This window comes from Afipia sp. MLSD5-FHT05B12 (assembly GCF_058793355.1).
Genome location: NZ_JBXAFS010000004.1, coordinates 272,354 through 294,261, shown reverse-complemented (window position 1 = coordinate 294,261; position 21,908 = coordinate 272,354). Strand labels below are relative to the sequence as shown.

25 protein-coding genes and 1 tRNA gene are annotated in these 21,908 nt (G+C 61.0%); 11 read left to right on the top strand and 15 right to left on the bottom strand.

Annotated elements, in window-relative coordinates; genetic code table 11:
- The first annotated feature begins 270 nt into the window (after nucleotides 1–270).
- Nucleotides 271–576 carry a DUF6460 domain-containing protein gene (locus tag AC1Q6J_RS08500; protein ID WP_024920325.1) on the top strand — a complete coding sequence of 102 codons (306 nt, stop codon included), beginning with the start codon at nucleotides 271–273 and terminating at the stop codon, nucleotides 574–576.
- Nucleotides 577–781: 205 nt separating this feature from the next.
- Here the strand turns inward: AC1Q6J_RS08500 and AC1Q6J_RS08495 are convergent, their stop codons facing one another.
- The gene (locus AC1Q6J_RS08495) at nucleotides 782–1,876 is read right to left on the bottom strand and encodes a quinone-dependent dihydroorotate dehydrogenase (protein ID WP_492278873.1); all 1,095 of its coding nucleotides are present in this window, start codon (nucleotides 1,874–1,876) and stop codon (nucleotides 782–784) included.
- Nucleotides 1,873–2,217: a DUF952 domain-containing protein gene (locus tag AC1Q6J_RS08490; protein ID WP_492278969.1), complete on the bottom strand. Its 345-nt coding sequence runs from the start codon at nucleotides 2,215–2,217 to the stop codon at nucleotides 1,873–1,875. Before AC1Q6J_RS08490 ends, AC1Q6J_RS08495 begins: the two co-directional genes overlap by 4 nt.
- Before the next feature lie 219 nt (nucleotides 2,218–2,436).
- Between AC1Q6J_RS08490 and AC1Q6J_RS08485 the strand changes: the two genes are divergently transcribed.
- The gene (locus tag AC1Q6J_RS08485; RefSeq protein WP_492278872.1) at nucleotides 2,437–3,063 is read left to right on the top strand and encodes a S24 family peptidase; all 627 of its coding nucleotides are present in this window, start codon (nucleotides 2,437–2,439) and stop codon (nucleotides 3,061–3,063) included.
- A gap of 8 nt (nucleotides 3,064–3,071) precedes the next feature.
- On the opposite strand, the gene ybaK is transcribed toward AC1Q6J_RS08485, so the two are convergent.
- Genes ybaK through AC1Q6J_RS08465 form a run of 4 tightly spaced genes read right to left on the bottom strand, consistent with a single transcriptional unit; the run spans nucleotide 3,072 to nucleotide 6,824 of the window.
- A complete protein-coding gene (ybaK, locus tag AC1Q6J_RS08480) occupies nucleotides 3,072–3,545 on the bottom strand; it encodes a Cys-tRNA(Pro) deacylase (RefSeq protein WP_492278871.1) in 474 nt (157 codons plus the stop codon).
- 3 nt (nucleotides 3,546–3,548) lie between these two features.
- Nucleotides 3,549–5,195: a lysine--tRNA ligase gene (locus AC1Q6J_RS08475; protein WP_492278870.1), complete on the bottom strand. Its 1,647-nt coding sequence runs from the start codon at nucleotides 5,193–5,195 to the stop codon at nucleotides 3,549–3,551.
- Nucleotides 5,196–5,215: 20 nt separating this feature from the next.
- Entirely contained in the window at nucleotides 5,216–5,863 is a 648-nt protein-coding gene (locus tag AC1Q6J_RS08470; protein ID WP_492278869.1) for a Pr6Pr family membrane protein, read from the bottom strand.
- Nucleotides 5,864–5,885: 22 nt separating this feature from the next.
- Nucleotides 5,886–6,824 carry a transporter substrate-binding domain-containing protein gene (locus AC1Q6J_RS08465; RefSeq protein WP_492278868.1) on the bottom strand — a complete coding sequence of 313 codons (939 nt, stop codon included), beginning with the start codon at nucleotides 6,822–6,824 and terminating at the stop codon, nucleotides 5,886–5,888.
- An 82-nt stretch (nucleotides 6,825–6,906) separates the two neighbouring features.
- On the opposite strand from AC1Q6J_RS08465, the gene AC1Q6J_RS08460 reads away from it, so the two are divergent.
- Nucleotides 6,907–8,955 carry a glycosyltransferase family 2 protein gene (locus AC1Q6J_RS08460; protein ID WP_492278968.1) on the top strand — a complete coding sequence of 683 codons (2,049 nt, stop codon included), beginning with the start codon at nucleotides 6,907–6,909 and terminating at the stop codon, nucleotides 8,953–8,955.
- Here AC1Q6J_RS08460 and AC1Q6J_RS08455 read toward each other — a convergent pair.
- Both AC1Q6J_RS08455 and AC1Q6J_RS08450 read right to left on the bottom strand, forming a co-directional pair.
- Complete coding sequence (locus AC1Q6J_RS08455) at nucleotides 8,946–9,536, bottom strand: SCO family protein (RefSeq protein ID WP_492278867.1); 591 nt, start codon at nucleotides 9,534–9,536, stop codon at nucleotides 8,946–8,948. The two genes, AC1Q6J_RS08460 and AC1Q6J_RS08455, sit on opposite strands and share 10 nt — an antisense overlap.
- Before the next feature lie 160 nt (nucleotides 9,537–9,696).
- Entirely contained in the window at nucleotides 9,697–10,158 is a 462-nt protein-coding gene (locus AC1Q6J_RS08450) for a hypothetical protein (RefSeq protein WP_492278866.1), read from the bottom strand.
- Nucleotides 10,159–10,430: 272 nt separating this feature from the next.
- Between AC1Q6J_RS08450 and AC1Q6J_RS08445 the strand changes: the two genes are divergently transcribed.
- The gene (locus AC1Q6J_RS08445; RefSeq protein WP_492278865.1) at nucleotides 10,431–12,089 is read left to right on the top strand and encodes an FAD-binding dehydrogenase; all 1,659 of its coding nucleotides are present in this window, start codon (nucleotides 10,431–10,433) and stop codon (nucleotides 12,087–12,089) included.
- A gap of 121 nt (nucleotides 12,090–12,210) precedes the next feature.
- Here AC1Q6J_RS08445 and AC1Q6J_RS08440 read toward each other — a convergent pair whose 3' ends face one another.
- On the bottom strand, nucleotides 12,211–12,573 hold the full coding sequence (locus tag AC1Q6J_RS08440; protein ID WP_492278864.1) for a PRC-barrel domain-containing protein: 363 nt from the start codon (nucleotides 12,571–12,573) through the stop codon (nucleotides 12,211–12,213).
- Between the two features lie 210 nt (nucleotides 12,574–12,783).
- Complete coding sequence (locus AC1Q6J_RS08435) at nucleotides 12,784–13,797, bottom strand: 2-dehydropantoate 2-reductase (RefSeq protein ID WP_492278863.1); 1,014 nt, start codon at nucleotides 13,795–13,797, stop codon at nucleotides 12,784–12,786.
- 137 nt (nucleotides 13,798–13,934) lie between these two features.
- Between AC1Q6J_RS08435 and AC1Q6J_RS08430 the strand changes: the two genes are divergently transcribed.
- From AC1Q6J_RS08430 to AC1Q6J_RS08420, 3 genes are all read left to right on the top strand, one after another.
- Nucleotides 13,935–14,621 carry an RNA polymerase sigma factor gene (locus AC1Q6J_RS08430; RefSeq protein WP_492278862.1) on the top strand — a complete coding sequence of 229 codons (687 nt, stop codon included), beginning with the start codon at nucleotides 13,935–13,937 and terminating at the stop codon, nucleotides 14,619–14,621.
- Between the two features lie 98 nt (nucleotides 14,622–14,719).
- The gene (locus AC1Q6J_RS08425; RefSeq protein WP_492278861.1) at nucleotides 14,720–15,244 is read left to right on the top strand and encodes a DUF4142 domain-containing protein; all 525 of its coding nucleotides are present in this window, start codon (nucleotides 14,720–14,722) and stop codon (nucleotides 15,242–15,244) included.
- 9 nt (nucleotides 15,245–15,253) lie between these two features.
- Entirely contained in the window at nucleotides 15,254–15,577 is a 324-nt protein-coding gene (locus AC1Q6J_RS08420) for a cupredoxin domain-containing protein (RefSeq protein ID WP_492278860.1), read from the top strand.
- 37 nt (nucleotides 15,578–15,614) lie between these two features.
- Here the strand turns inward: AC1Q6J_RS08420 and AC1Q6J_RS08415 are convergent, their stop codons facing one another.
- The 5 genes from AC1Q6J_RS08415 to AC1Q6J_RS08395 form a co-directional block, all read right to left on the bottom strand.
- Nucleotides 15,615–16,793, bottom strand: a complete 1,179-nt coding sequence (locus tag AC1Q6J_RS08415) for an NADH:flavin oxidoreductase/NADH oxidase (RefSeq protein ID WP_492278859.1) — start codon at nucleotides 16,791–16,793, stop codon at nucleotides 15,615–15,617.
- An 842-nt stretch (nucleotides 16,794–17,635) separates the two neighbouring features.
- Complete coding sequence (locus AC1Q6J_RS08410; protein WP_492278858.1) at nucleotides 17,636–17,875, bottom strand: hypothetical protein; 240 nt, start codon at nucleotides 17,873–17,875, stop codon at nucleotides 17,636–17,638.
- A complete protein-coding gene (locus AC1Q6J_RS08405) occupies nucleotides 17,872–18,372 on the bottom strand; it encodes a hypothetical protein (protein ID WP_492278857.1) in 501 nt (166 codons plus the stop codon). The genes AC1Q6J_RS08410 and AC1Q6J_RS08405 overlap by 4 nt, the downstream gene beginning before the upstream one ends.
- 41 nt (nucleotides 18,373–18,413) lie before the next feature.
- Complete coding sequence (locus AC1Q6J_RS08400; RefSeq protein ID WP_492278856.1) at nucleotides 18,414–19,085, bottom strand: DNA cytosine methyltransferase; 672 nt, start codon at nucleotides 19,083–19,085, stop codon at nucleotides 18,414–18,416.
- 262 nt (nucleotides 19,086–19,347) lie between these two features.
- A tRNA-Gly gene (locus tag AC1Q6J_RS08395) sits at nucleotides 19,348–19,421 on the bottom strand.
- 137 nt (nucleotides 19,422–19,558) lie between these two features.
- Between AC1Q6J_RS08395 and AC1Q6J_RS08390 the strand changes: the two genes are divergently transcribed.
- Genes AC1Q6J_RS08390 through AC1Q6J_RS08375 form a run of 4 tightly spaced genes read left to right on the top strand, consistent with a single transcriptional unit; the run spans nucleotide 19,559 to nucleotide 21,813 of the window.
- Nucleotides 19,559–20,149 (top strand): methylated-DNA--[protein]-cysteine S-methyltransferase, encoded by a 591-nt coding sequence (locus AC1Q6J_RS08390; protein ID WP_492278855.1) that lies wholly within the window; start codon nucleotides 19,559–19,561, stop codon nucleotides 20,147–20,149.
- Between the two features lie 9 nt (nucleotides 20,150–20,158).
- Nucleotides 20,159–21,007 carry a helix-turn-helix transcriptional regulator gene (locus AC1Q6J_RS08385; RefSeq protein WP_492278854.1) on the top strand — a complete coding sequence of 283 codons (849 nt, stop codon included), beginning with the start codon at nucleotides 20,159–20,161 and terminating at the stop codon, nucleotides 21,005–21,007.
- Between the two features lie 22 nt (nucleotides 21,008–21,029).
- Nucleotides 21,030–21,389, top strand: a complete 360-nt coding sequence (locus tag AC1Q6J_RS08380; protein WP_492278853.1) for a VOC family protein — start codon at nucleotides 21,030–21,032, stop codon at nucleotides 21,387–21,389.
- A 28-nt stretch (nucleotides 21,390–21,417) separates the two neighbouring features.
- Nucleotides 21,418–21,813, top strand: a complete 396-nt coding sequence (locus tag AC1Q6J_RS08375) for an SRPBCC family protein (protein ID WP_492278852.1) — start codon at nucleotides 21,418–21,420, stop codon at nucleotides 21,811–21,813.
- Nucleotides 21,814–21,908: the final 95 nt, after the last annotated feature.

Genomic DNA, 21,908 nt, shown 5'->3' with positions numbered 1-21,908 from the left:
GGCGGCGGACTTCAGGACAAAGCTCGGACGCATCGCGCCGCGAGCGTGACTACGCGTGGCTGCTGGCCGCGCGGCTTGAATCGGATCGCGTGACGCCGACCAGTTGGAGGCACTTGAACGAATGTTAATCTCCGAGAGCAGGATTTCCTCTCCGGCAGCCGCCGGCGGCCATTGACGCAGCCGAGACAGTTCCCCATGTGGCGTGCTAGTGTCCTGAATCCGAAGTTCGCGCGACACTCGTGCGATGGCGCACCCACCGAGGAGACGACAATGCCGGACGACGTGAGAGAAATTCCAGCCAGAAACGACGACAGTCTGTCGCGTTTTCTCGGCGGCTCGCCGTTGGCGGTGCTGCTGCGGCTGGTGTTGCTGTCGCTGCTGGTCGGCGTCGTGCTGGCTGCGATCGGCTTCGATCCGTGGAACATCATTTACAGCATCCGCCGCCTGATCGACTGGATCTGGAATCTGGGCTTCGATTTCATCAACGGCGTGTGGCGCTACTTCCTGCTGGGCGCGGTGATCGTGATCCCGGTCTGGCTGATCTCGCGGCTGTTCAGCACCCAGCGGCCGCGATAGTTGCTGTGTCATTGCGACAATCGCCCGCAACGAAGAAACCTATCCACTTTCGTCATGGCCGGGCTTGTCCCGGCCATCCAAGTCTTTCATCGCGGCGTCCTTAAAACGTGGATGCCCGGCACCGCAGGCAAGTTTGCGCAGTCTGCGACTGCTATGGCCGGGCATGACGGGTTGATGGATCAATTCCTCATTCAACAGAGGACTTTCAATCCGGCCACGGCTCCGCGGTAATCGTCGCCGCATCGGCACCGACGATTTCGGTGAGACTGTCGCGGCTGGTCCGCCGCAGCGTCGACACGAGATCGGCCTTGATATCTTCGACCAGTCCGAGACCCTTGTAGATCAGCGACGAGTAGAGCTGAATCAGAGTGGCGCCGGCGCGGATCTTCATCAGCGCGGCGCCGCCGGAATCGATGCCGCCGACGCCGATCAGCGGAAACGCGCCCTCGGCGCGCACATAGGTTTCGGCCACCATGCGCGTGGACAGCCTCAGCAGCGGACGCCCCGATAATCCGCCCTGCTCTTTTGCCCGCGCGGTTTCGCGCAGGGACGCAGGCCGCGACAGCGTCGTGTTCGCGACGATCATGCCGTCGACCCGGCGCGAGCGGGCGATATGCACGACATCGTCGAGTTCCTGCAACGTCAGATCGGGTGCGATTTTCAACAGCAGCGGCGAATCGCCGGCATTCTTGCGCACGCGCTCGCGCGCATCGACCACCCGCGCCAGAAGATCGTCCAGCGCCGCCGCCTGTTGCAGATTGCGCAGGCCCGGCGTGTTGGGCGACGAGATGTTGATCGTGAAATAACTCGCCACCGGCGCGAACAGTTCGATCAGCCGGACGTAGTCCGCCGTGCGATCCACTGAATCCTTGTTGGCGCCGACATTGACACCGACGATGCCGCCGAGACGCGCCCGCGCGGCGAGCCGCCGAAGCACGATTTCCGCGCCATCGTTGTTGAAACCCATCCGGTTGATGACGCCGGAATCCTGTTCGAGGCGAAACAGCCGCGGGCGCGGATTGCCTTCCTGCGGCCGTGGCGTCACCGATCCGATCTCCACAAAACCGAAACCCAGCCGCAGCAGCGCGTCCGGCGCCTCGGCGTTCTTGTCGAAGCCCGCCGCCATGCCGACCGGATTGGGGAAATTCAGGCCGAAGGCGCGCACCGCGAGTTTGGGATCGCTGGGACGCGGCTTGGCTGGCGGCAGCAGCCGCAATCCGCCAATCGCCAGCCGATGGGCGTCCTCCGGATCGAGCCGGCGCAGCAACGGCAGTGTGAGAGCATCGAAGGCGCGGATCACGACGCAAGCTCCGGAATATCGTGCGTGCCGTCGGATCGGGCGCGCAGGTCGAGAATCTCCGTCACCGCGCCGATGTCGAGTTCGCCATAAAGATGCGGAAACAGTTCGCCGCCACGTGACGGCTCCCACTTCAAGCTCTCACCGAGCGCGTCGGCATCGACGGCGATCAGAAACAGGCCGGTCTGCCCCGCGAAATGCCTGGCGGCGGTCCCCGCAACCTGGGACGCCGTGGAAAAATGGATGAATCCGTCGCGCTTGTCGTCGGCACTGCCGCGAAAGGCGCCCTGCCGCTCGGCCTCGCGCCAGGCCGACGCGGGACAAATCTTGTAGATCGTGGACACGGCGGGCGGACTCTCGTGAGTTATTGAATTCATTCGGGATTTTTCGGAGCTCTGCCGAATGCCCCGCTGACCGTATCGGCGCGCTCCGGCCACTTCAAGGGCAGCGTTGACTTGATCGTTATGCATTGCGGAGACGCCGGTTTCGAGGTAATAATTCCTAGCTCCTGATAAAATTCACTGCCCGGTCCTGGTCGGCTGGGCCAGACATCCGGCCACCCCATGTTGACCCACGATCAAATCTGGAATGCGCTCGACCGCCTCGCCGAACGAGCAGGCCTGTCGGCATCCGCATTGGCCAAACGCGCGGGCCTCGACCCCACCACCTTCAACAAATCGAAGCGCATCACGCCGGACGGACGCGAACGCTGGCCCTCGACCGAATCGGTGGCGAAAGCATTGTCCGCGACCGGCACCACCGTCGACACCTTCGTGCAATTCATCGAGGACACCGCACGATCGGTGCAGGCGGTGCCGCTGCTCGGCTTTGCCGAAGCCGGCGCCGGCGGCTATTTCGACGACGGCGGTTTTCCCGTCGGCAAGGGCTGGGATGAAGTCGGGCTTCCTTCGGTCAACGACGAGCATGCCTACGCGCTGGAAATTTCCGGCGACTCGATGAAACCGGCTTATCGCGACGGCGACGTCATCATCGTCTCGCCCGGCTCACCGATCCGGCGCGGCGACCGCGTCGTGGTGAAAACCAAGGACGGCGAGGTCACGGTCAAGGAACTGAAACGGCGAACCGCAAAAGTCATCGAGCTGCAATCGCTCAATCCGGCGCACAAGGATCGCGTCATCGACGCCAAAAACGTCGAATGGATCGCGCGCATCGTCTGGGCAAGCCAGTAAACCTCGCGTCACGCCACCAGCGGCGCAACGATTGCATTCAACACCTTGGCCGCGTCGCGCGGAGCGAGCCGCACCTGCAATCCGCGCTGCCCGCCATTGATATAGACGAGATCCTGCGCCATCACCTGCTCCTCGATGGCCGCGCGGGGCGGACGCATTTGCCCGAACGGACTGATGCCGCCGACCTTGTATCCGGACAGGCGTTCCGCATCGGCGGGCTTCATCATCTGAGCGGATTTTCCGCCGAACGCAGCCGCGAGTTTCTTCATCGACACTTCGCGATCCGAAGGAACGATCACACAAACCGGCTTGCCATCGACCAGCGCCATCAGCGACTTGAGCACGCGCGACGGCGCTTCGCCGAGCGCCTCGGCCGCCTGCAATCCAATGCGGTCAGCATCGCTATCGTAATCGTAAATATGAACGGTGAAGACGACGCCCGCCTGTTCCAGCATCTTGGTCGCGCGCGTCACCTTCGACATGCATTACTCCGAGGCCGCCGCTCGCTTCAGCGCCGCGTCGATCATCGCGATCGCGTTCGTCAAGCCATAGACCGCGACGAACGATCCGAAGCGCGGGCCTTTCTCCTGGCCGAGCAACACCTGATAGAGCATGTTGAACCAGTCGAGCGACACGCCCGGACGGCCATCCTTGCCCTTCTTGACCTGATCCAGAAACGGCTCGCGGCGGCCGATTTCATAGACCACGTTCTGGATGTCTTCCGCCGACGCCTCAGGCGGCAACCGCGCCAGCGCATTGCGCAGATCGGTCAGCGCGTCGCACTCGCTCTCGGTCGGCTCGCGGAATTTTTTCGTCGGGGCGACGAAGTCGCGATAGTAGTTGATGGCGTAGCCGACCATGTCGTCGAGCTTCGGATGCGTCTTCGGCGTCACGCCCGGACGATAGCGGCCGATGAAGCCCCACAGCGTTTCGGCATTCTCCGCGTTCGATGATGACACCAGCGTCAGCAGCAACTGGAACGTCACCGGCATATCGGCCAACGGCGGATTGCCCGCATGGATGTGCCAGACCGGATTGCTCAAACGCTGCTTGCCGTCCTGACGCGGATAGCTATCGATGAACTGCTGGTAGTCGTCGACGTTGCGCGGGATGACGTCGAAATACAGCCGCTTCGCCGCCTTCGGCTCGCGGTACATGAACAGCGACAGCGATTCCGGCGAGGCATAGCGCAGCCACTCGTCGATGGTGAGGCCGTTGCCCTTCGACTTGGAAATCTTCTGGCCCTTGTCGTCAAGAAACAGCTCGTAGTTGAAGCCTTCGGGCGGCGTGCCGCCGAGCGCCGCGCATATCTTTCCGGACAGCTTGACCGAATCGATCAGGTCCTTGCCTGCCATTTCATAATCGACGCCGAGCGCCACCCAGCGCATCGCCCAGTCGGGTTTCCACTGCAACTTGCAATGCCCGCCGGTGACCGGAACAGTGACGCGCTCCCTGGTGTCGGGATCGTCATAGGACACCGTGCCGGCCTTGGCGTCATGCGCGACAATCGGCACCTGAAGCACAATGCCGGTGCGCGGCGAGACGGGTAAGAACGGCGAATAGCTCGCGGCGCGCTCCTCACGCAGCGACGGCAGCATGATCGCCATCACCTTGTCGATGTTCTCCAGCATCTTCAGCAGCGTCGCGTCGAAGCGGCCCGACTTGTAGTACTGCGTCGATGAGGCGAATTCGTAATCGAAGCCAAAGGTGTCGAGGAACGCGCGCAGCCGCGCGTTGTTGTGCTCGCCGAAACTCGGATGCGTGCCGAACGGATCGCGGACTTGCGTCAGCGGCTTGCCGAGGTCCTGCTCCAGCATCTCCTTGTTGGGGACGTTGTCCGGCACCTTGCGCAGGCCGTCCATGTCGTCGGAGAACGCCAGCAGTTTCGTTTTGATCTTGTCTTCGGTCAGCACGCGAAACGCATGGCGCACCATGGTGGTGCGCGCGACCTCGCCGAAGGTGCCGATATGCGGCAGCCCCGAGGGACCGTAGCCGGTCTCGAACAGCACTTCGTCCTTCGGCTTTTTCTTCAGCCGCGCGACAATCTGTTTCGCCTGCTCGAACGGCCAGGCGTTGGATTGTTCGGCAAGCGCCCGCAGGTCGCTCGCGGTTGAAGGCATTTCAGTCGACATCAAGGATCTCCGCGCAAAAATCAAACCGGCTGCCGGCGCGCGAGCCACCAGCCGGTCATCACCAGACACATGCCGATCGCAGCGCAGACGATCAGCAATCCGGCTGTATTAGCCGCAACCCCTGCATAACCCAAGGTCTTGGCGTCGATAAAGGGGTACGGATAAAAGCCGGACATCTTTCCGCGCACCAGAACGAAGCCCAGATAGAACAGCGGGTAGATCACCCACAGCAGCGGATCGTACCAGCGCAGCCCCGCCTTGCGCACACATGTCAGCCAGAACAGCAAATAGGCGACCGGCATCACCGTATGCAGCGCCGTGTCCGCGAACCATTGCGCGCCTTTCGGCTCCCAGAGATGGCGCAGCAACGCGTGATAGATGATCCCGACCATCGCGATATAGACCGCGACGGCGGAACGCACGAACGGATGCACCAGCCATTCGTCGATGCCTGCCTTAATCGCAAAAGCGGTCAGCACCAGCGCCGCCAGGATGTTCGTCTGGATTGTGAAATAGGAGAAGAAGCGGATCAAAGCCTCTGCAAGCGAGAGACCAAGCCCGTTCGCGACCTGAATGTGCAGGATCAACTGGAGCACCAGCGAGAACCAGCAGAACGCCGCCAGCAGCGCGGCGCCCGTTCGCTTGAGTCTTGCCGATCCGATTGCCATCGCTATCGTGCCCCGCGCCGGATCAAAACGGGCTGACTGAGAAATAGCGCAGCCACAAATCGGTGTAGCGGCCCTTCTCCCAAAGCCGGAACATCGCCCAGTTCAACGCCTGCCGCAGCACGTCGTTGCCGCGCTTGACCCCGATTCCGACACCCTCGCCGAAATACCGGCTCTCCGTGAAGGGACCGCCACTGAATGCGCAGCAGTCTGCGGAATCGGTTCCGTTGATCCAGAACGCCAGCGAAATCGCATCACCGAAAATGAAATCGACTTCACCCCGGCGCAAGGCCAGGCGAAGCGCGTCGTCATTCGGAAAGCTGACGATCTGCGCGTCGGTGAACAGCGTCTTCAGATACGCCTCGTGGGATGAACCTGCGATGGCGCCGACTTTCTTGCCCTCGAGATACTCCGGCCGGATCTCCGCCATCACTGCGTCCCGCCGCGAGACGAACCGCGCCGGCGAGCGGTAGTAGGGATCGCTGAAGTCGAGCTTGGCGCGAAGCTGCGGCGTCACGGCCAGCGACGCGATGATCGCATCGCCCCGGTTGCCGTTGATCGCGTCCACCAGCGTCTCGAACCGGCGCATCTGAATGGTGCATGCCACCTTGATTTCGTCGCAGATCAGCCGGGCCAGATCGACATTGAAGCCGGCCGGATTGCCGTCGGGACCGGTGAAGTTGAAGGGCGGATAGTCCGTCTCGGTCAGGAACCGGATGACGGTCAATCGCGTGAGATCGGGCCGGTCGGGGCGTCGCCGTGGATCCCAGAATCCCGGCACGGCCTGTGGCGCGGCCGGCTGCGGAATGACGGCAGGGGACGGCAACTGAGAGGTTGCCGGTGTACCTTGGGCGAATACCGGCGGCGCGAAGCACGCCAAAGCGCTCCAGACAGCGAACCCGGCGGCTGCATGGACAGCTCTGCGCAATCGGACATTGAAGGAAAATACCATCTGTGGTTGCATTGACCCGGGGTTCCGCGTGTCGGGTCTTATAGACCATTCACAGGCGGATTCGAGTGCGTTTGTGGCGTGGGGTAGCGGTCTGATGGCCGTGGCTGGGCGGGCAAGCGAATTGGACGGGACCAGCCCGCGGCGTTTCGCGAGCCTGACAGCGTCCGCCCGGAATCTGACCTCATTCATCGCCGGACTTCTCGGACCGCCGCCATCACAGAACGACAACCGGCCGGGGTTTCGCGAGCCGGGCCCTGCGGTGGAGCTCGATTGCCTGCGCCACCTGTTCGCCCCTTCGCTGATCGCAGCGGCAGAGCAACGCAGCGACGAAATCGGCGTCGGCGCCGACCGGGTTCTGATCCAGTGGGGTGTCATCGGCGAGGACGCGTATCTCCACCAGCTTGCTGCCCATACGGGACTGCAGATCGAAACGCTCGACGACCTCAGCCGTGCCGACTGTCTCCTGCCCGACGATGGCCTTCATCTCTGCGCACGGCACGGCATCCTTCCCGTCCGGCGAGGAGGAGACCTGGCATACGTGGCGGCTCCACACGGATACACCACACGACGCATCGTCCGGCTGATCTCGGAATATCCATCGCTTCTCCCGCGTGTTCGGCTCACGTCGACCGCACGGTTCAATGCGTTTCTCGAAAATCAGTCCGGCGATATCCTGGCCGATACCGCGGCGGAAAATCTCGCCACACGTCTTCCCGCACTGTCCGCCGCGCCGGTTCTGGCCTCGCGCAGCCGCCTGCTTCGTTTTTGCCGCTATCTTCTGCGGCTTGCGACTCTCGTTGCGCTGCTGACGCTGGCACCCGTGATGGTGTTCGACGCCTGCGGCGTGATCCTCGCCATATGGTTTCTGCTGTTTACCAGTCTGCGGCTGGCGGGATGTTTTTCGCCGCCCAAACGGCGTCCGCGGCGGCCCCGGCTGCATGACAGCCAGTTGCCCGTCTACACCGTGGTCGCGGCGCTGTACCGCGAGGCATCATCCGTCGCGCCGCTGATGCGGCACATCGATGCCCTGGACTATCCCCGCGAAAAACTCGACATCAAGCTCGTGATCGAGACCGACGATCTCGGAACCCGCGCTGCGATCGCCAGGCTCGGACCGATGCCTCATGTTCAGGTCATCATCACACCCAATGTGGGACCGCGCACAAAACCCAAAGCGCTCAACTACGCGCTGAACTTCGCACGCGGCACCTTCATTACGGTCTTCGATGCAGAGGACCGGCCGGAACCCGGGCAGCTTCGCGAAGCGCTCGATGTGTTCCGGGCCTACGGACCAGAGGTTGCCTGCGCGCAGGCAAGTCTTTGCATCGACAACACCGCGGACGGCTGGATACCACGGATGTTTACCGCCGAGTATGCCGGCCAATTCGATGTGTTCCTGCAAGGTTTCTCCAACTTCGAGATGCCGCTGCCGCTCGGCGGATCGTCCAACCATTTCCGCACCAGCGTGCTGCGCGAGGTGGGCGGCTGGGATCCCTACAACGTCACCGAGGACGCCGATCTTGGCTTTCGGCTCGCACGTTTCAAGTATCGCTGCGTGATGTTCCCATCCACGACCTATGAGGAGGCGCCTGCACGGTTCGGGGCCTGGCTGCGGCAGCGCTCGCGATGGATGAAGGGCTGGATGCAAACGTGGAGCGTTCACATGCGCTCGCCGCGCAAGCTCTGGCACGATGCCGGCGCCGGCGGATTCTTTACGCTCAATATCATTGTCGGCGGAAACGTCCTGACCGCGCTGGCGCATCCGTTCCTGCTTGGCGAATTGCTCATTCGCAGCCTCCTGAGCGCATTCGACGACAGCATTTCGTCGTTCTTCGCAAAGCCGTTCATCGAACTTTATCTGGCGACGATCGCGGCAGGCTATCTCACCACCATCGTGATCGGATTGATCGGACTTGCGAAGCGCAATTTGCTGCGCGAAGCATGGGTGCTTACTCTTACTCCGATCTACTGGATTTTCCTCTCCATCGCGGCCTGGCGCGCGCTTTATCAGTTGCTGACCGAGCCCTATCACTGGGAAAAGACCGAGCATGGTCTCGCGCGGACGTCACGCATGTCTCCCAGGCAGGCTGGACCGGACCGGATGCGGGATCGGAAAAGCTATCGAAACCCGGATCAGAGATAGCGCTTGAGATCCGCCGCAGCGTCCTCGGGCTTGCGCTTCAGATCGAACGGACGGATGAAATTTCCATTCTTGTCCATCAGATAGATCAGCGCGGTGTGATCCATCGTATAGTCACCGTCCTTCAGGGGAATCTTCTTGGCATAGACCCTGTAGACCGAGATCATGCGCGCAATTTCATCCGGGCTGCCGGTCAACCCCTTGAGATGCGGATCGAAACTCGAAATGTAATCCTTCATCACCGCCGACGTGTCGCGCTCGGGATCGACCGATACAAAATACGCGTTCAGCTTGCCGGCATCGGGGCCCATGGCGCGCAAGACCTCGGACATTTCGAACAGCGCGGTCGGGCAAACATCCGGACAATGCGTAAAGCCGAAGAAGATGATAGTCGGGCGGCCGATCAGGTTTTTTTCGGTGACTGTTTGCCCGGCCTGATCGGTCAAACGAAACGGTCCCCCGATCGAAGCCGGCGCGGTGACGCCGCGCAGGCCGCCCAGCAGCCACAGCGTAACCAAGAGGCCCATCGCAAGGCTGCCGGCAAACGCCGCGATAATCACCAGCGGCCGGGTCGTCCTGTCCATCGCAATCCGTTCCTTGACCTTAAGCAAGCAGCGCCAGGCTGGCCGCTTTGTTCCGCGTTGGGCATGGGATAGAGCGCGCGGCTATGGCGAGCAAGTGTCGCACGCGCATGCCCGATCACATGACCGGGAGCAAGCGTCTGCCTGATCTGGGTTTTTCGCGTCAGCGCACGTGTGCGGAGGCCTGGGCGTCCATGTAGCACGGACGATACATGCTTGTCAGTTCGCGGCCACGAAGGAAAATCATCCGGGGCTTCAGGCCGCCGCGCCGTGAAATCCAGCTCCGGATCGACGTCGGATACATATCGTACAGCATCCGCGTCGCTTCGCGGTTCGTCACCGGCCGGCCGCTGGCCCCAAAATCCCAGGCGGCATGAAATCCAAGGCTGGCGCGCGAGGTCACGCAAATCTTGTCGTGGGGAACGGCGCCGAGCACAATGGTGCAGGCCGAGGCGCATAGCCCGTCGATCACAACGGTCTCACCGGAACCCTTCAGGCTTTGATACTTGTCGACATAGGTGCCGATCCGGCCGCCGCGGTCTTCCGCAATCCGAACCACGGCATGACTTGCGCCAACTCCGGCCAGGAGAAGCACCGCCGCCAGAAACCCCGTCACAATCTTCATTGCCGGCCCCGCCGCCCCCTGTCTGTATCGATCGGGGCAACATCAGCGTGTTGCGAGTCTGGAATTTTGTCCAGATCGCCCATCAGCGTGGAGACGGATTCTGCCGCAGTGTTGCTGGCTTGCTGCACCTGCGCTGGCCGATCCCGAATTGGAACATGGCGAGCGTGGTCCAGTGAACGACTCGGGATGGATGCTGCCATTTTTGGCCGCAATTTCCGTTGACCCGGCTTCACGCACCGCGCTTCAATCCAGAAGCTGGGGAGAAATCAAAAATGGCGAATGATGCGGACGTTATTGTCGTCGGCGCCGGGCTGGCGGGCCTCGTGGCCGCGACCGAACTGGCCGACGCAGGCAGGCGCGTGATCGTGGTCGATCAGGAAGGCGAGCAGAATCTCGGCGGACAGGCGTTCTGGTCGCTCGGCGGATTGTTTCTTGTCGATACACCCGAGCAGCGCCGGCTCGGCATCAAGGATTCCCACGACCTGGCTTTACAGGACTGGATGGGAACAGCCGGTTTCGACCGCGACGAAGATCACTGGCCAAGGAAATGGGCCGAAGCCTACGTCGCCTTCGCGGCCGGCGAGAAGCGCGGCTGGCTTCAGGCGATGGGACACCGCATTTTTCCCGTGGTCGGCTGGGCCGAACGCGGCGGCTACGACGCCATGGGCCACGGTAATTCGGTGCCTCGGTTTCACATCACATGGGGTACCGGCCCCGGCATGGTGGAACCGTTCGAACGGCGCGCACGCGAGCATGCCAAAACCGGCCGCATCGTCTTCAAGTTCCGTCATCGCGTGGATGCCCTCGACATGGCGGGCGGCGCAGCCACCGGCGTCAGCGGCAGGACACTCGAACCGTCGCCGGAACCACGCGGCGTCAGTTCGTCGCGCACCGAGACCGGCGATTTCTCGTTCAGCGCGCAGGCCGTGATCGTCGCCTCAGGCGGTATCGGCGGCAACCATGACCTCGTGCGTCAGAACTGGCCGAAGCGTCTCGGCACGCCGCCAAAGCATATGGTGAGCGGTGTTCCGGCTCACGTCGACGGCCGCATGATCGGCATTACCGAAGCCGCCGGCGCACGCCTCATCAACCGCGACCGCATGTGGCATTACGTCGAAGGGGTTCATAACTGGAGCCCGATCTGGCCGGGTCACGGCATTCGTATTCTGCCAGGGCCATCGTCAATGTGGTTCGATGCAACCGGCAGGCGCCTGCCCTCGCCGCTGTATCCCGGCTACGACACGCTCGGCCAACTCGAATACATCATGAAGACAGGCCACGAGTATTCGTGGTTCATCCTCACGCAGGCCATCATCAAGAAGGAGTTCGCACTGTCGGGATCGGAACAGAATCCGGATCTCACCGGCAAGAGCTGGCGCATGACCCTCCGCCGCGCCTTCAACAAGGGCGCACCTGACCCCGTCGAAGCCTTCAAGGCGAAAGGCGCCGACTTCATCGTGCGCGACAACCTCGACGAACTCGTCGCGGCCATGAACAAGCTGAGCGGCGCGAACCTGCTCGACACAGCCTCGATCAGACAACAAATCGAAGCGCGGGATCGCGAGATCGACAATCCTTACGTCAAGGACACCCAGGTCATGGGTATCCATAACGCGCGGCGCTATCTCGGCGACAAGCTCATTCGAACCGCGAAACCGCACAAGATTCTCGATCCCGCTTTCGGGCCGCTGATCGCGGTGAAACTCAACATCCTGACGCGCAAGACCCTGGGCGGCTTCGAGACCGATCTCGACTCGCGCGTGTTCGGCAACGACGGACAGATCATCCAGGGACTGTACGCGGCGGGTGAAGCGGCGGGCTTCGGAGGCGGCGGTGTGCATGGCTATCGGGCGCTGGAGGGCACATTCCTCGGCGGCTGTCTGTTCTCCGGCCGCAATGCTGGACGCGCGGCGGCAAAGGCAGTCCTTTAGTCAGCGCGGCACCTGAGGCGAGACGGGCCGAACCATCTCGCCGGCCTGATCTGTCTCCCTGAAACCCAGAGCGCTTCAGGGAGCAACGGCAGCAGCCACCTGCGAGCATTCACGGCCTGCGTCAGAAGCCGATCCAGTAGGCGTCGACCTCGCGCACCCGGTTGCCCCAGTCGAATTCCTTGTCAGTTCCGAAGGACGGCGCCTTCGCCAGTTCCTCCTGGGTCATCAATGTCAGGAGTTCGTAACCTTCGATCGCGGGATTGTACTTCATGCTCGCCCACGGAAGCGGGCGATAGTCTTCGCCGACTCCGAGAAAACCGCCGAAGCACAGGACCGCGTAGGCGACATTGCCGCTGGTCTTGTCGATCATCAATCGCTTGATGCTTCCAATTTTCCTGCCGTCAGCATTGAAGACCCGCGTTCCCTCCACCCTGTCACTGGCGACAAGGCGATGTGATGTCAGATTGATTGTGTCCGCATGCATGAGAGCCTCCAGACGTGGAAGCCTGTCTCGCAGGGGTGGTCCGCCATGAACACGCGGCATACGCCACGAACACGACCTGACCGCTCTTTCGAGCAAGGCCTGTAAACCGGGCTCGCGGGCAAGGCAGTTGCGGGCGTTACCCGGCGCTTGCATCAACACAGATAACGTAACCCCGCTGGCGCCACCCCGCCAGCCCACCCGGCGGAAAAATCAGCCCCGAACCACAGATCGAATCTGCTCCGGCGTCAGGCCCGGTGATCCCTTGCCCACGTTCTCGGCGTCCTTGATCAGTGCGACAATTCGCGCGGACAGCGGCGCTTTCAGCCCGTGGCGCTCGGCGAGCGCGACGATCAGGCCCTGAAGGTGACCGATCTCGGTGCGGCGACCGCGCTGCAAATCCTCCCACATCGACGAGCGCGCTTTTGGGTCGATTTTCACCATCGACGCCGCGATCCGCGTAAACAGCGCATCGGGCAGCTTCAGAATGAACGGCGTGAACGACGCCGGCAGCGGCGTTGTCGACAGCGGCACAATGCCCTCGGCCTTGATCACCGCCATTGCCTCGCGCATCTGGTCCGCGAACAGCACCCGCCAGGATCGCTGCGCAAGCTGGTCACGCAACGGCAGACCGGACAGCGCGTTGAGCGCGTTGTTCAGATTGATCAGCAGCTTGCCCCATTGCACGCCCTCGATATCGTCCACGCTGCGGAAAACCAGTTCGGGCTGCGAGAGCAATTTTGCGATATCCGGATCGTCCTTCTCCAGCAGGATGTCTCCGGAAGTCGCCCGATGAAAATGACCGTCGCCGAGGGACAGAACATTGAACGGCACCATGCCCGCCAGCACATCGTGATCCGGCAGCGTATCGCGCAGGACGGAGACGTTGCCGGTGCCGTTCTGGAGACTGACGATCACGGCATCCTTCGCGGCATGCCGCGCGATCAGGTCCGCGATCTCCGCGGTGTCGTCGCTCTTGACCGTGACGAGGATGATATCCGCGTCCGCAAAAATCGCCGCGTCGCCGGACAGTTTGATCTCGGCCGGGGTCAGGCGGTGCTCGATACCTTCAAAGCTCGTGACCTTCAGCCCATGCTTGTTGATGTCCTCAATCAGGCGCGGACGGGCCAGCAGCGAGACCGGGTGCCCGCCGGCGCGCAGCATTCCGCCGACGAAGCAGCCGATGCTGCCGGCGCCTGCGATCGCAACGGACTTCAATGTGCTCATATCGCCAGTCATTCCTTGTTTCAGCCCGGCGGCCAGTTACTTTTTCGGGCCATGACCGCGGAAATCCGGGAACTTCATTGCCCCTGCTGCATCCAATGCTCAAGTATGACTGAATCCGGCCATGAGGGCACCCCGTCGTGGAACAGCAATCCGTACCGCAAATTACCGCCGCCGACGACGCGCTGCTGGTGCAGGGCGCCCGCGACCGCGACGAGGCGGCCATTCGCGCGATCATGCAGCACAACAACCGCCGGCTGTTTCGGGTTGCCCGGGGCATCCTTCGCAACGACGGCGAAGCCGAGGACGTCGTGCAGGAAACTTACGTGCGGGCGTTCACCCATCTGGACAGTTTCCGGGGCGACTCCAGCTTCGCGACCTGGCTGGCCCGTATCGCAATGAACGAAGCCCTAGGCCGGCTGCGGCGCGAGCGGCCACAGGTCGAACTGACGAGCCTCAAGCCCGGCGTGCTGGAAGCGCAGATCATTCAATTTCCGCAATCCCTGAACCTCGGCGATCCCGAAAAATCCATGGCGCAACGCGAAATCCAGCATGTCGTTGAGCGGGCGATTGATGATCTGCCCGAGGCCTTCCGCATCGTGTTCATCACCCGCGTGGTGGAAGGCATGAACGTGGAAGAGACAGCCGAACTGCTCGGGCTGAAGCCGGAAACAGTAAAAACCCGGCTGCACCGCGCAAGAAGCTTGCTGCGCGGCAATGTCGAGAAACGGATCGGCCCGGTGGTGATGGAAGCCTTCCCGTTCGCCGGCAAGCGATGCGAGCGTCTGACGGAAGCCGTTCTCAAACGGCTCGGCATCACGAGCTGATTCTCCGGGAACCCCTTCGATCCTGCTGCATCCAAACATCGTGTCAGTCAACGGCACGATCCAGGGCCTCGTCGAAGCCCACGCACAGGAGCAATAAAATGTTCGTCCGTATCAGCGCGGCTATCGCCGCCCTTTCCCTCTTGAGCAGCGCCGCCTTCGCGCAAGGCGCCGCCAAGCCCACCGATCCGCAGATCGCCCACATCGCCTATACCGCCGGCGTGCTCGACGTGACCGCCGCGAAGCAGGCTCTCGCGAAAAGCACCAACAAGACCATCAAGTCTTTCGCGGAAGACATGGTGCGCGACCATGAAGCGGTGAACCAGCAGGCGCTGGCGCTGGTGAAGAAGCTGAACGTCACGCCGGAAGACAACGACACCAGCCGCACGCTGTCGAAGCAGGCCGCCGCCAAGCTCGCCGAGATGGACAAGCTCAAGGGCGCCGAGTTTGACAAAGCCTACGCGGCCAACGAGGTTGCCTATCACAAGGCGGTCAACGGAGCGCTTGAAACCCTTCTGATCCCCTCTGCCAGCAATGCGGAGCTGAAGAGCCTGCTGCAGACTGGCCTCAAGATCTTCCAGGGCCATCTCCAGCACGCCGAACACGTCGCGGCTTCGTTCAAGTAGGAGCAGCACATGTGGTCGAGGCGGGTTATTCTTGCGTCGTTCACCGTTTTGCTGGGGATGGTGTCCGTCTCGGCGCAAGGGGCGACGATCGAGATCACCATCGAAAACCTCGTGTTCTCTCCCGCCAACGCGAAGGCCGCCGTCGGCGACACGATCCTGTGGATCAACAAGGATATCTTCGCGCATACCGCGACGGCCCGGAACGGCGACTGGGATGTCGCCCAGCCGCCGAAGAAAACAGTTCCGCTGGTTTTGAAGAAGGCGGGATCTGTCGACTATTACTGCCGCCATCATCCCAACATGAAGGGCACCATCGTGGTCGCGCCGCAGTAGCCGCAAAAAACAGGCGCCGATTGGCGCCTGTTTCCTTTCAGACCTTCCGGAATGGCAACGCGGGCCCGTCGAGCTTGCGCAAGCCCGGCTCGCGGCGTTCCAGCCACCAGCCGTATTGCCTGGGCCAGGACGCGAAGGTGCCATCGCCGATCGCGCCCTTTGTTTCGCTCAAAGCCAGTTCGGCATGCAGCGGCCAGTTGGGATCGAACAGCGCTTCGCGCCCGACTGCAATCAGATCGGTCTTGTCTTCGGCGAGAATATCCTCCGCCTGCTGCGGATGCAGGATGAGGCCCACCGCCATAGTGATGGCTTTGGTCTCGCTGCGGATTTGCTCGGCGAACGGCACCTGAAAGCTGTAGCCGCGCGGAATCCGCGCCGCAGTCGCCGATCCCATCAATCCGCCGGACGAGCAGTCGATCACATCCGCGCCTCGCGCCTTGGCTTCATTCACGAAGGCCACCGAGTCGGCGATATCGATGCCACCGTCGATCCCGTCGACCGACGAGATGCGAACGAACAGCGGCCGGTCCGAAGGCCACACCGCCCGCACCGTCTCGATGATTTCCAGCGGATACTTCATGCGCCCGGCGCGGTCGCCGCCATAGGCATCGTTGCGCTGGTTGGACAGCGGCGACAGGAATTCGTGCAGCAGGTAGCCGTGGGCGCAATGAATCTCGAGCATATCGAAATTCGCCTCGACCGCCCGCAACGTCGCGAGACGCCAGTCCTCGCGCAGCGCTTTCAAGTCCGGCTGCGTCAGTTCATGCGGCATCAGCCATCCGTCGTCCATCGGAATCGCGCTCGGCGCCACGATGGTCCACGGCGTGTCGCCGCGCGCATGATCCTCCGGCGTCAGCGCGGCGTTGCCATACCACGGCCGCTGCATGCTGGCCTTGCGCCCGGCATGGGCGAGCTGGATCGCAGGCACCGAACCATTGGCACGCAGAAATGCCGCGATCCGCTTGAGCGGCGCGATCTGCCCGTCGTGCCATAGACCGAGATCGCCGTGGGTGATGCGGCCTTCGGCATTAACCGCCGTGGCTTCCGTCATCACGATCCCGGCGCCGCCTTGCGCGAACTTGCCGAGATGAACCAGGTGCCAGTCGTCGGCCATGCCGTCGATGGCCGAATACTGGCACATCGGCGAAATCACGATCCGGTTTTTCGCGGTGACATTGCGGAGGGAAATCGGCGTGAACAGGCGGGGCTGTGACATCAGACCTCTTTGGATTTGAAGCTTTATCGGGGGACTGGAGCGGGCGAGGGGAATCGAACCCTCGTATGCAGCTTGGAAAACACTACTTCCAGTTTGTCAAATCAATAGGTTAAACGATTTTTTGCTCCACCATTGCTCGAACCAAACAGAAAATAAGGCGCCCCAATACTGAGGCGCCCTTCGCCCTGAAAATATCACTAGTGGCGCAGGTAAGCTATTTGCAGGTATCGATCGGATATTGATTAGAACCACCAATGCCGACGAAGTACTTTTCGCCGCGTTTGCAACGCGCAACACATTTCGGAATTTCAGCGCTACACACCGCGATGGCTCCAGCCTGACGCGTGGGATCGGGGACATTGCTCCGCGCCCAACTTTTACATTCGCTGCCTTGCTCAGAACACGACCGTGCTGAAGCCGAGTTTGAAACAATCGGAGTGAGCATTGCGCCAAGTATTACTGTGACCAATATTCCTAAAGTCGAAATCCTCATTTTTGTTTTCCCATTTGTATTTCCGAAGCCACTGTCTGCAACTTCAATAGCTCCTTATCATAAGGCTGTAGCAGCCCGTAGGGCGGATTGGAGCCGAAAGCGTATTCCGCCATTTCTGCAAAACAACGGCGGGCACGCCTTAGGCTAATTAACCCGCCCCACGCATTTGACTGACTGCGAAGCGCCTTGGCGCGAAGCAGGTTGGAGCGGGCGAAGGGAATCGAACCCTCGTATGCAGCTTGGGAATCAGAGTACGGCTTAACAATTCCAATTAGTTATAGCGTTTTGGCTCTTTTTTGGCTCCGCTTTTTTGCGGTTTCCGTGGGTAACAGTGGGACGCTATGGACCCTCAATCCGAGAAACCATGTTCATCTAGTAACTCGTCCAGAATGCGCTCGTATGCTGCCTCGTAAGTGTCCGCGTAGGTCTCATCGTATGCTTTTTGGGCGTCCTGTTTGGCTTCTTCCTCGGCTTCGATTTTGGCGCGCTGTTCCAATTCTTCACGGGTCACAGACGGATCAGCAACAGGCGCGTCGCGGACGGTCATGTTTTTGATGATGTCGTCGAGCAACTGCTTAGGGTCGGTCATCTTGTCCGGCTCCTGTCGAAGGCCCGCATGATCGCGAACAGAACAACACCCGATAAAAGTCCAAGGACAATTCCGTAGCCCAACACTTCGTTCTGCCTGACAATTCTCGACTGCCCCATATACAGCGTCCAGAAGATAATCAGTGAGGCGACGGCTGCAAGGAATGGCCACGTCAAACCTGGAGAGTTGAAAAGCCGCTTTTTGTCCGAACCACTAGGAAGTGCCGGTGGGGGAGGCTGTGCAATTCCCATCATCACTTTGGCTTGAGCAACTGCGTGCCGCAATTTAACTTTTTCGCTTTCCGGGATTATCGGGCGGCGTCCTGCTTTGATACTATTTGCGAAGCGCGCAAACTCGTCCTCACGGAGATTGTGGTCTGTGAGCATGAGCGAGAGCATCAATTCATCGTCGGAACGAGGCCTCGATCCGCAATTTTCGCAGCCGTTAAACGATCCCCACTTCGTCTCCCCGCAGTTAAAACAAACTGCTTGCGTCATTTCAACGCCCCTTATGAATAACAACCAACGTTAGCGCAGTCTCAAACTGCAAGCCGGAGGTTAGGCTCCCACGGCTTAATCGCCCAATCAAGGATGTGTTTGCCCAATTCAGGCTCCACGCAGTTGCGAAGCAACAGACGCTTATCGACTCCACCATAGCCGGAAATGTCGAGGCCGATCATTTCTGCCCGCTTTCGCATCTCGTCCGCAGCAGTGCCATGCTTCGGGCTGATATTCCTTTTGCCAGTTGCGAGCGGTGGCAGCTGGAAATTTGTCCAGAACCAATGCTTACCGAACTCAACTGGCTTAATGAGTGGCTGGTAGTATGCCATGACATTCTCGACACACCATTTCCCGCGATAGAAGTGTTTGAGAAAGATAATCTCTTGGTAGAGAGCCATGTTCGGATAACGTGGCTTCACCCCACCTCCGACCTCTAACTGCCTGGTGTTGTCCTTATACGGAGACAATACATTGGCCGTATTCATTCTCGAATGCGTCTGGCATGGCGGCGAACTCCAAATGAAGTCGAACTCGCCGAAGTGCTCTAAAAGATATTGGTGCGCGTCAGCGACAACGACTTCATCATTTGGGAAGAAGTCTCGATAAATCGCGGCAATCTCTGGCTTGTATTCGACCGCTGTGATTTCGTGCTCGTCTCCCCACAGCTTTCTATTTCCCCCAATCCCTGCGTACAAATTCAGTATTTTCACAATCCTTTCGCTTGAACGTGCGGCTGCTTGTGAGTAGCCGCACACTCAAACGCACAAGCTAATATGTGCTCATTGTCTCATGCCGCTGGAAACGTGCAACGCGGAGCTGTGTGTCTAAAATTGCTCCGTTTTGGCTCCGGAATCGCGTGGTTAAGCATGGAAACCACAGTCAAATCAAAGCTATCAGTACCCACAGGAGCCTAGAACGTCAGCTCTTTTCAAATACATACAGTGTGGAGAAACCCTATAAAACAAGGGGTATTGGAGCGGGCGAAGGGAATCGAACCCTCGTATGCAGCTTGGGAAGCTGCCGTTCTACCATTGAACTACGCCCGCGCAGGTCCGACCTTAGCCACACCCGGCGCCCAGCCGCAAGATGGCTGGTATCGCAGGATTCGGGTGGCGGACAGGACAAAAAAGCGCAAGATTCTCCAAGCCTCAAAAATGACGCTAGGGGCAGACTGGAGCGCGACATGACGGCTGGTTTTGCATTGTTCGACACGGCAATTGGGCGTTGCGGTGTCGCCTGGGGCGACCATGGTCTTCTGGGCGTGCAACTCCCCGAAGCCGACGACGCCGTGACCCGCGCACGCCTGCTTCAGAAAGCACCGGGCGCGCAGGAAACGACCCCGCCGGCGGATGTGCAACGCGCCTGCAACGCCATGACAGAATTGCTGAACGGCGAAGCGGCGGATCTGTCCTTCATTGTCCTCGATACCGGCCACCTGCCCGCCTTCAACCGCGGCGTCTATGACATCGCACGGACCATCGCGCCCGGCGAAACCTTGACCTATGGCGACATCGCCACACGTCTCGGCGACAAACTGCTGTCGCGCGCCGTGGGCAAGGCACTGGGAGAAAATCCTCTCCCCATCGTGATCCCGTGCCATCGCGTGCTGGCGGCGGGCGGCAAGACCGGCGGCTTTTCCGCCAATGGAGGCGTGACCACCAAGTTTCGCATGCTTGCCATCGAACGCGCCCGAATCGCGACCCGCGACACCGAGGATGCGCCGATGCTGTTCGATCCCGGCCTGTCGATTGCCCCACGGCGGCGCCGGGGATAACATCCCGTCATGAAGACCACGCTGTTTGAGACTGCGGCGCTGTCCGTGTTTGATTACCGATGCACCATGGGACCGGACGATAAGCCGTTCCCCGAACAGCACGCACGCAATTCGCTCTCCTATGTCCGCAAGGGCAGCTTCGGTTACGACACCCGCGGACGTTCCCACGAGCTGGTCGCCGGAGCAGTGATGGTCGGCCATGCCGGCGACGAATATACCTGCTCGCACCCTCATCATGTCTGTGGCGATGAGTGCCTGTCATTCCAGCTGTCGCCTGTGTTCGCCGACGATATGGGTATACGCAAGGACGCCTTGCGGATCGGTTGCGTGCCGCCGACACCTGAACTCATGGTCTATGGTGAGCTGGCGCAGGCCGCCGGGCGCGGCGACAACGACATCGGGATCGATGAAGCCGCGATCCTGTTCGTGAGCCGATTCATTGAGACAACGTCCGGAAAAACACAGAAGGCATCGCCCGCCACCGCGCGCGACCGCCGCCGCGCCGTCGAAAGCGCGCTATGGATCGATGCCCATGCCGACGAAGCAGTCGATCTGGAAACAACTGCAAAGGCTGCCGGCGTCAGCTCATTCCATTTCCTGCGGATGTTCTCGAATGTGCTCGGGGTGACGCCGCATCAGTATCTGGTGCGCGCGCGGCTGCGTCACGCCGCAAGACTGCTGGCCGACGATGCGAGATCGATCACATCGATCGCATTCGACGTCGGGTTCGGCGACCTGTCGAATTTTGTGAGGACCTTCCACCGGGCCGCCGGCGTCTCGCCACGGCGGTTCCGCGACGCGGCGCGCGGCGACCGCAAGATTTTCCAAGAACGGCTCAAGGCCGTGACCGTAGGGTAGTCTCCATCACAGGGAGACCACCATGTACGATCATATCGGACTGAAAGTCAGAAACCTCGACGCCAGCATCAAGTTCTACACCGCCGCGCTCGCACCGCTCGGCCACGTTCTCTGCTCACGCGACGGCAGCGGCGCAGGGTTCGGACCGAAGAATGCACCGGCGCTCTGGCTGCATCTGTCGGAAGAGCCCGAAGGAGCCGGCGCACATGTCGCATTCCGCGCGGCCAGCCACGACGCCATCAAGGCGTTCCACGCCGCGGGACTCAAGGCCGGCGGACGCGACAACGGCGGCGCCGGGCCGCGCGCGGATTACAGCCCGACATACTACGCCGCGTTTCTGATTGATCCCGACGGCAACAATGTCGAGGCCGTATGCGCATGATGCCTCGACCGGCGCGGAGGAAATGAACATGGCATCCATCCAGAAAGAGTTTGTGATCGCATCATCCGCGGATGACGTCTGGGATGCAGTGCGTGACTTCGGAGCAGTCCACACCCGGCTTGCACCCGGCTTTGTCACCAACGCGGTTATGGACGGCGACTCCCGGCTCGTGACATTTTCAAACGGCACGAGCGCGCGCGAAATTCTGGTCGATTGCGACGACGCGAAACGGCGTCTCGTCTATGCAATCGTCAGCGAACGGATCAGACAACACAGTGCTTCGGTGCAGATTTACGAAGATGGCGACAAGCGCAGCAAATTTGTCTGGACCGTGGACGTTTTGCCGAACGAAATCGCGCCATACATCAGCGGACAAATGGATCTGTCGATCGCGGCGATGAAGAAAACGCTCGAAAACGGCTAGTCATCCGATCGAACACGTCGTCCATCATGGCATCGGCGCCCTTCACGATAATCACGCTGCATTTCCTGAGTGCAGCGTGATCAAGCTCACATCAA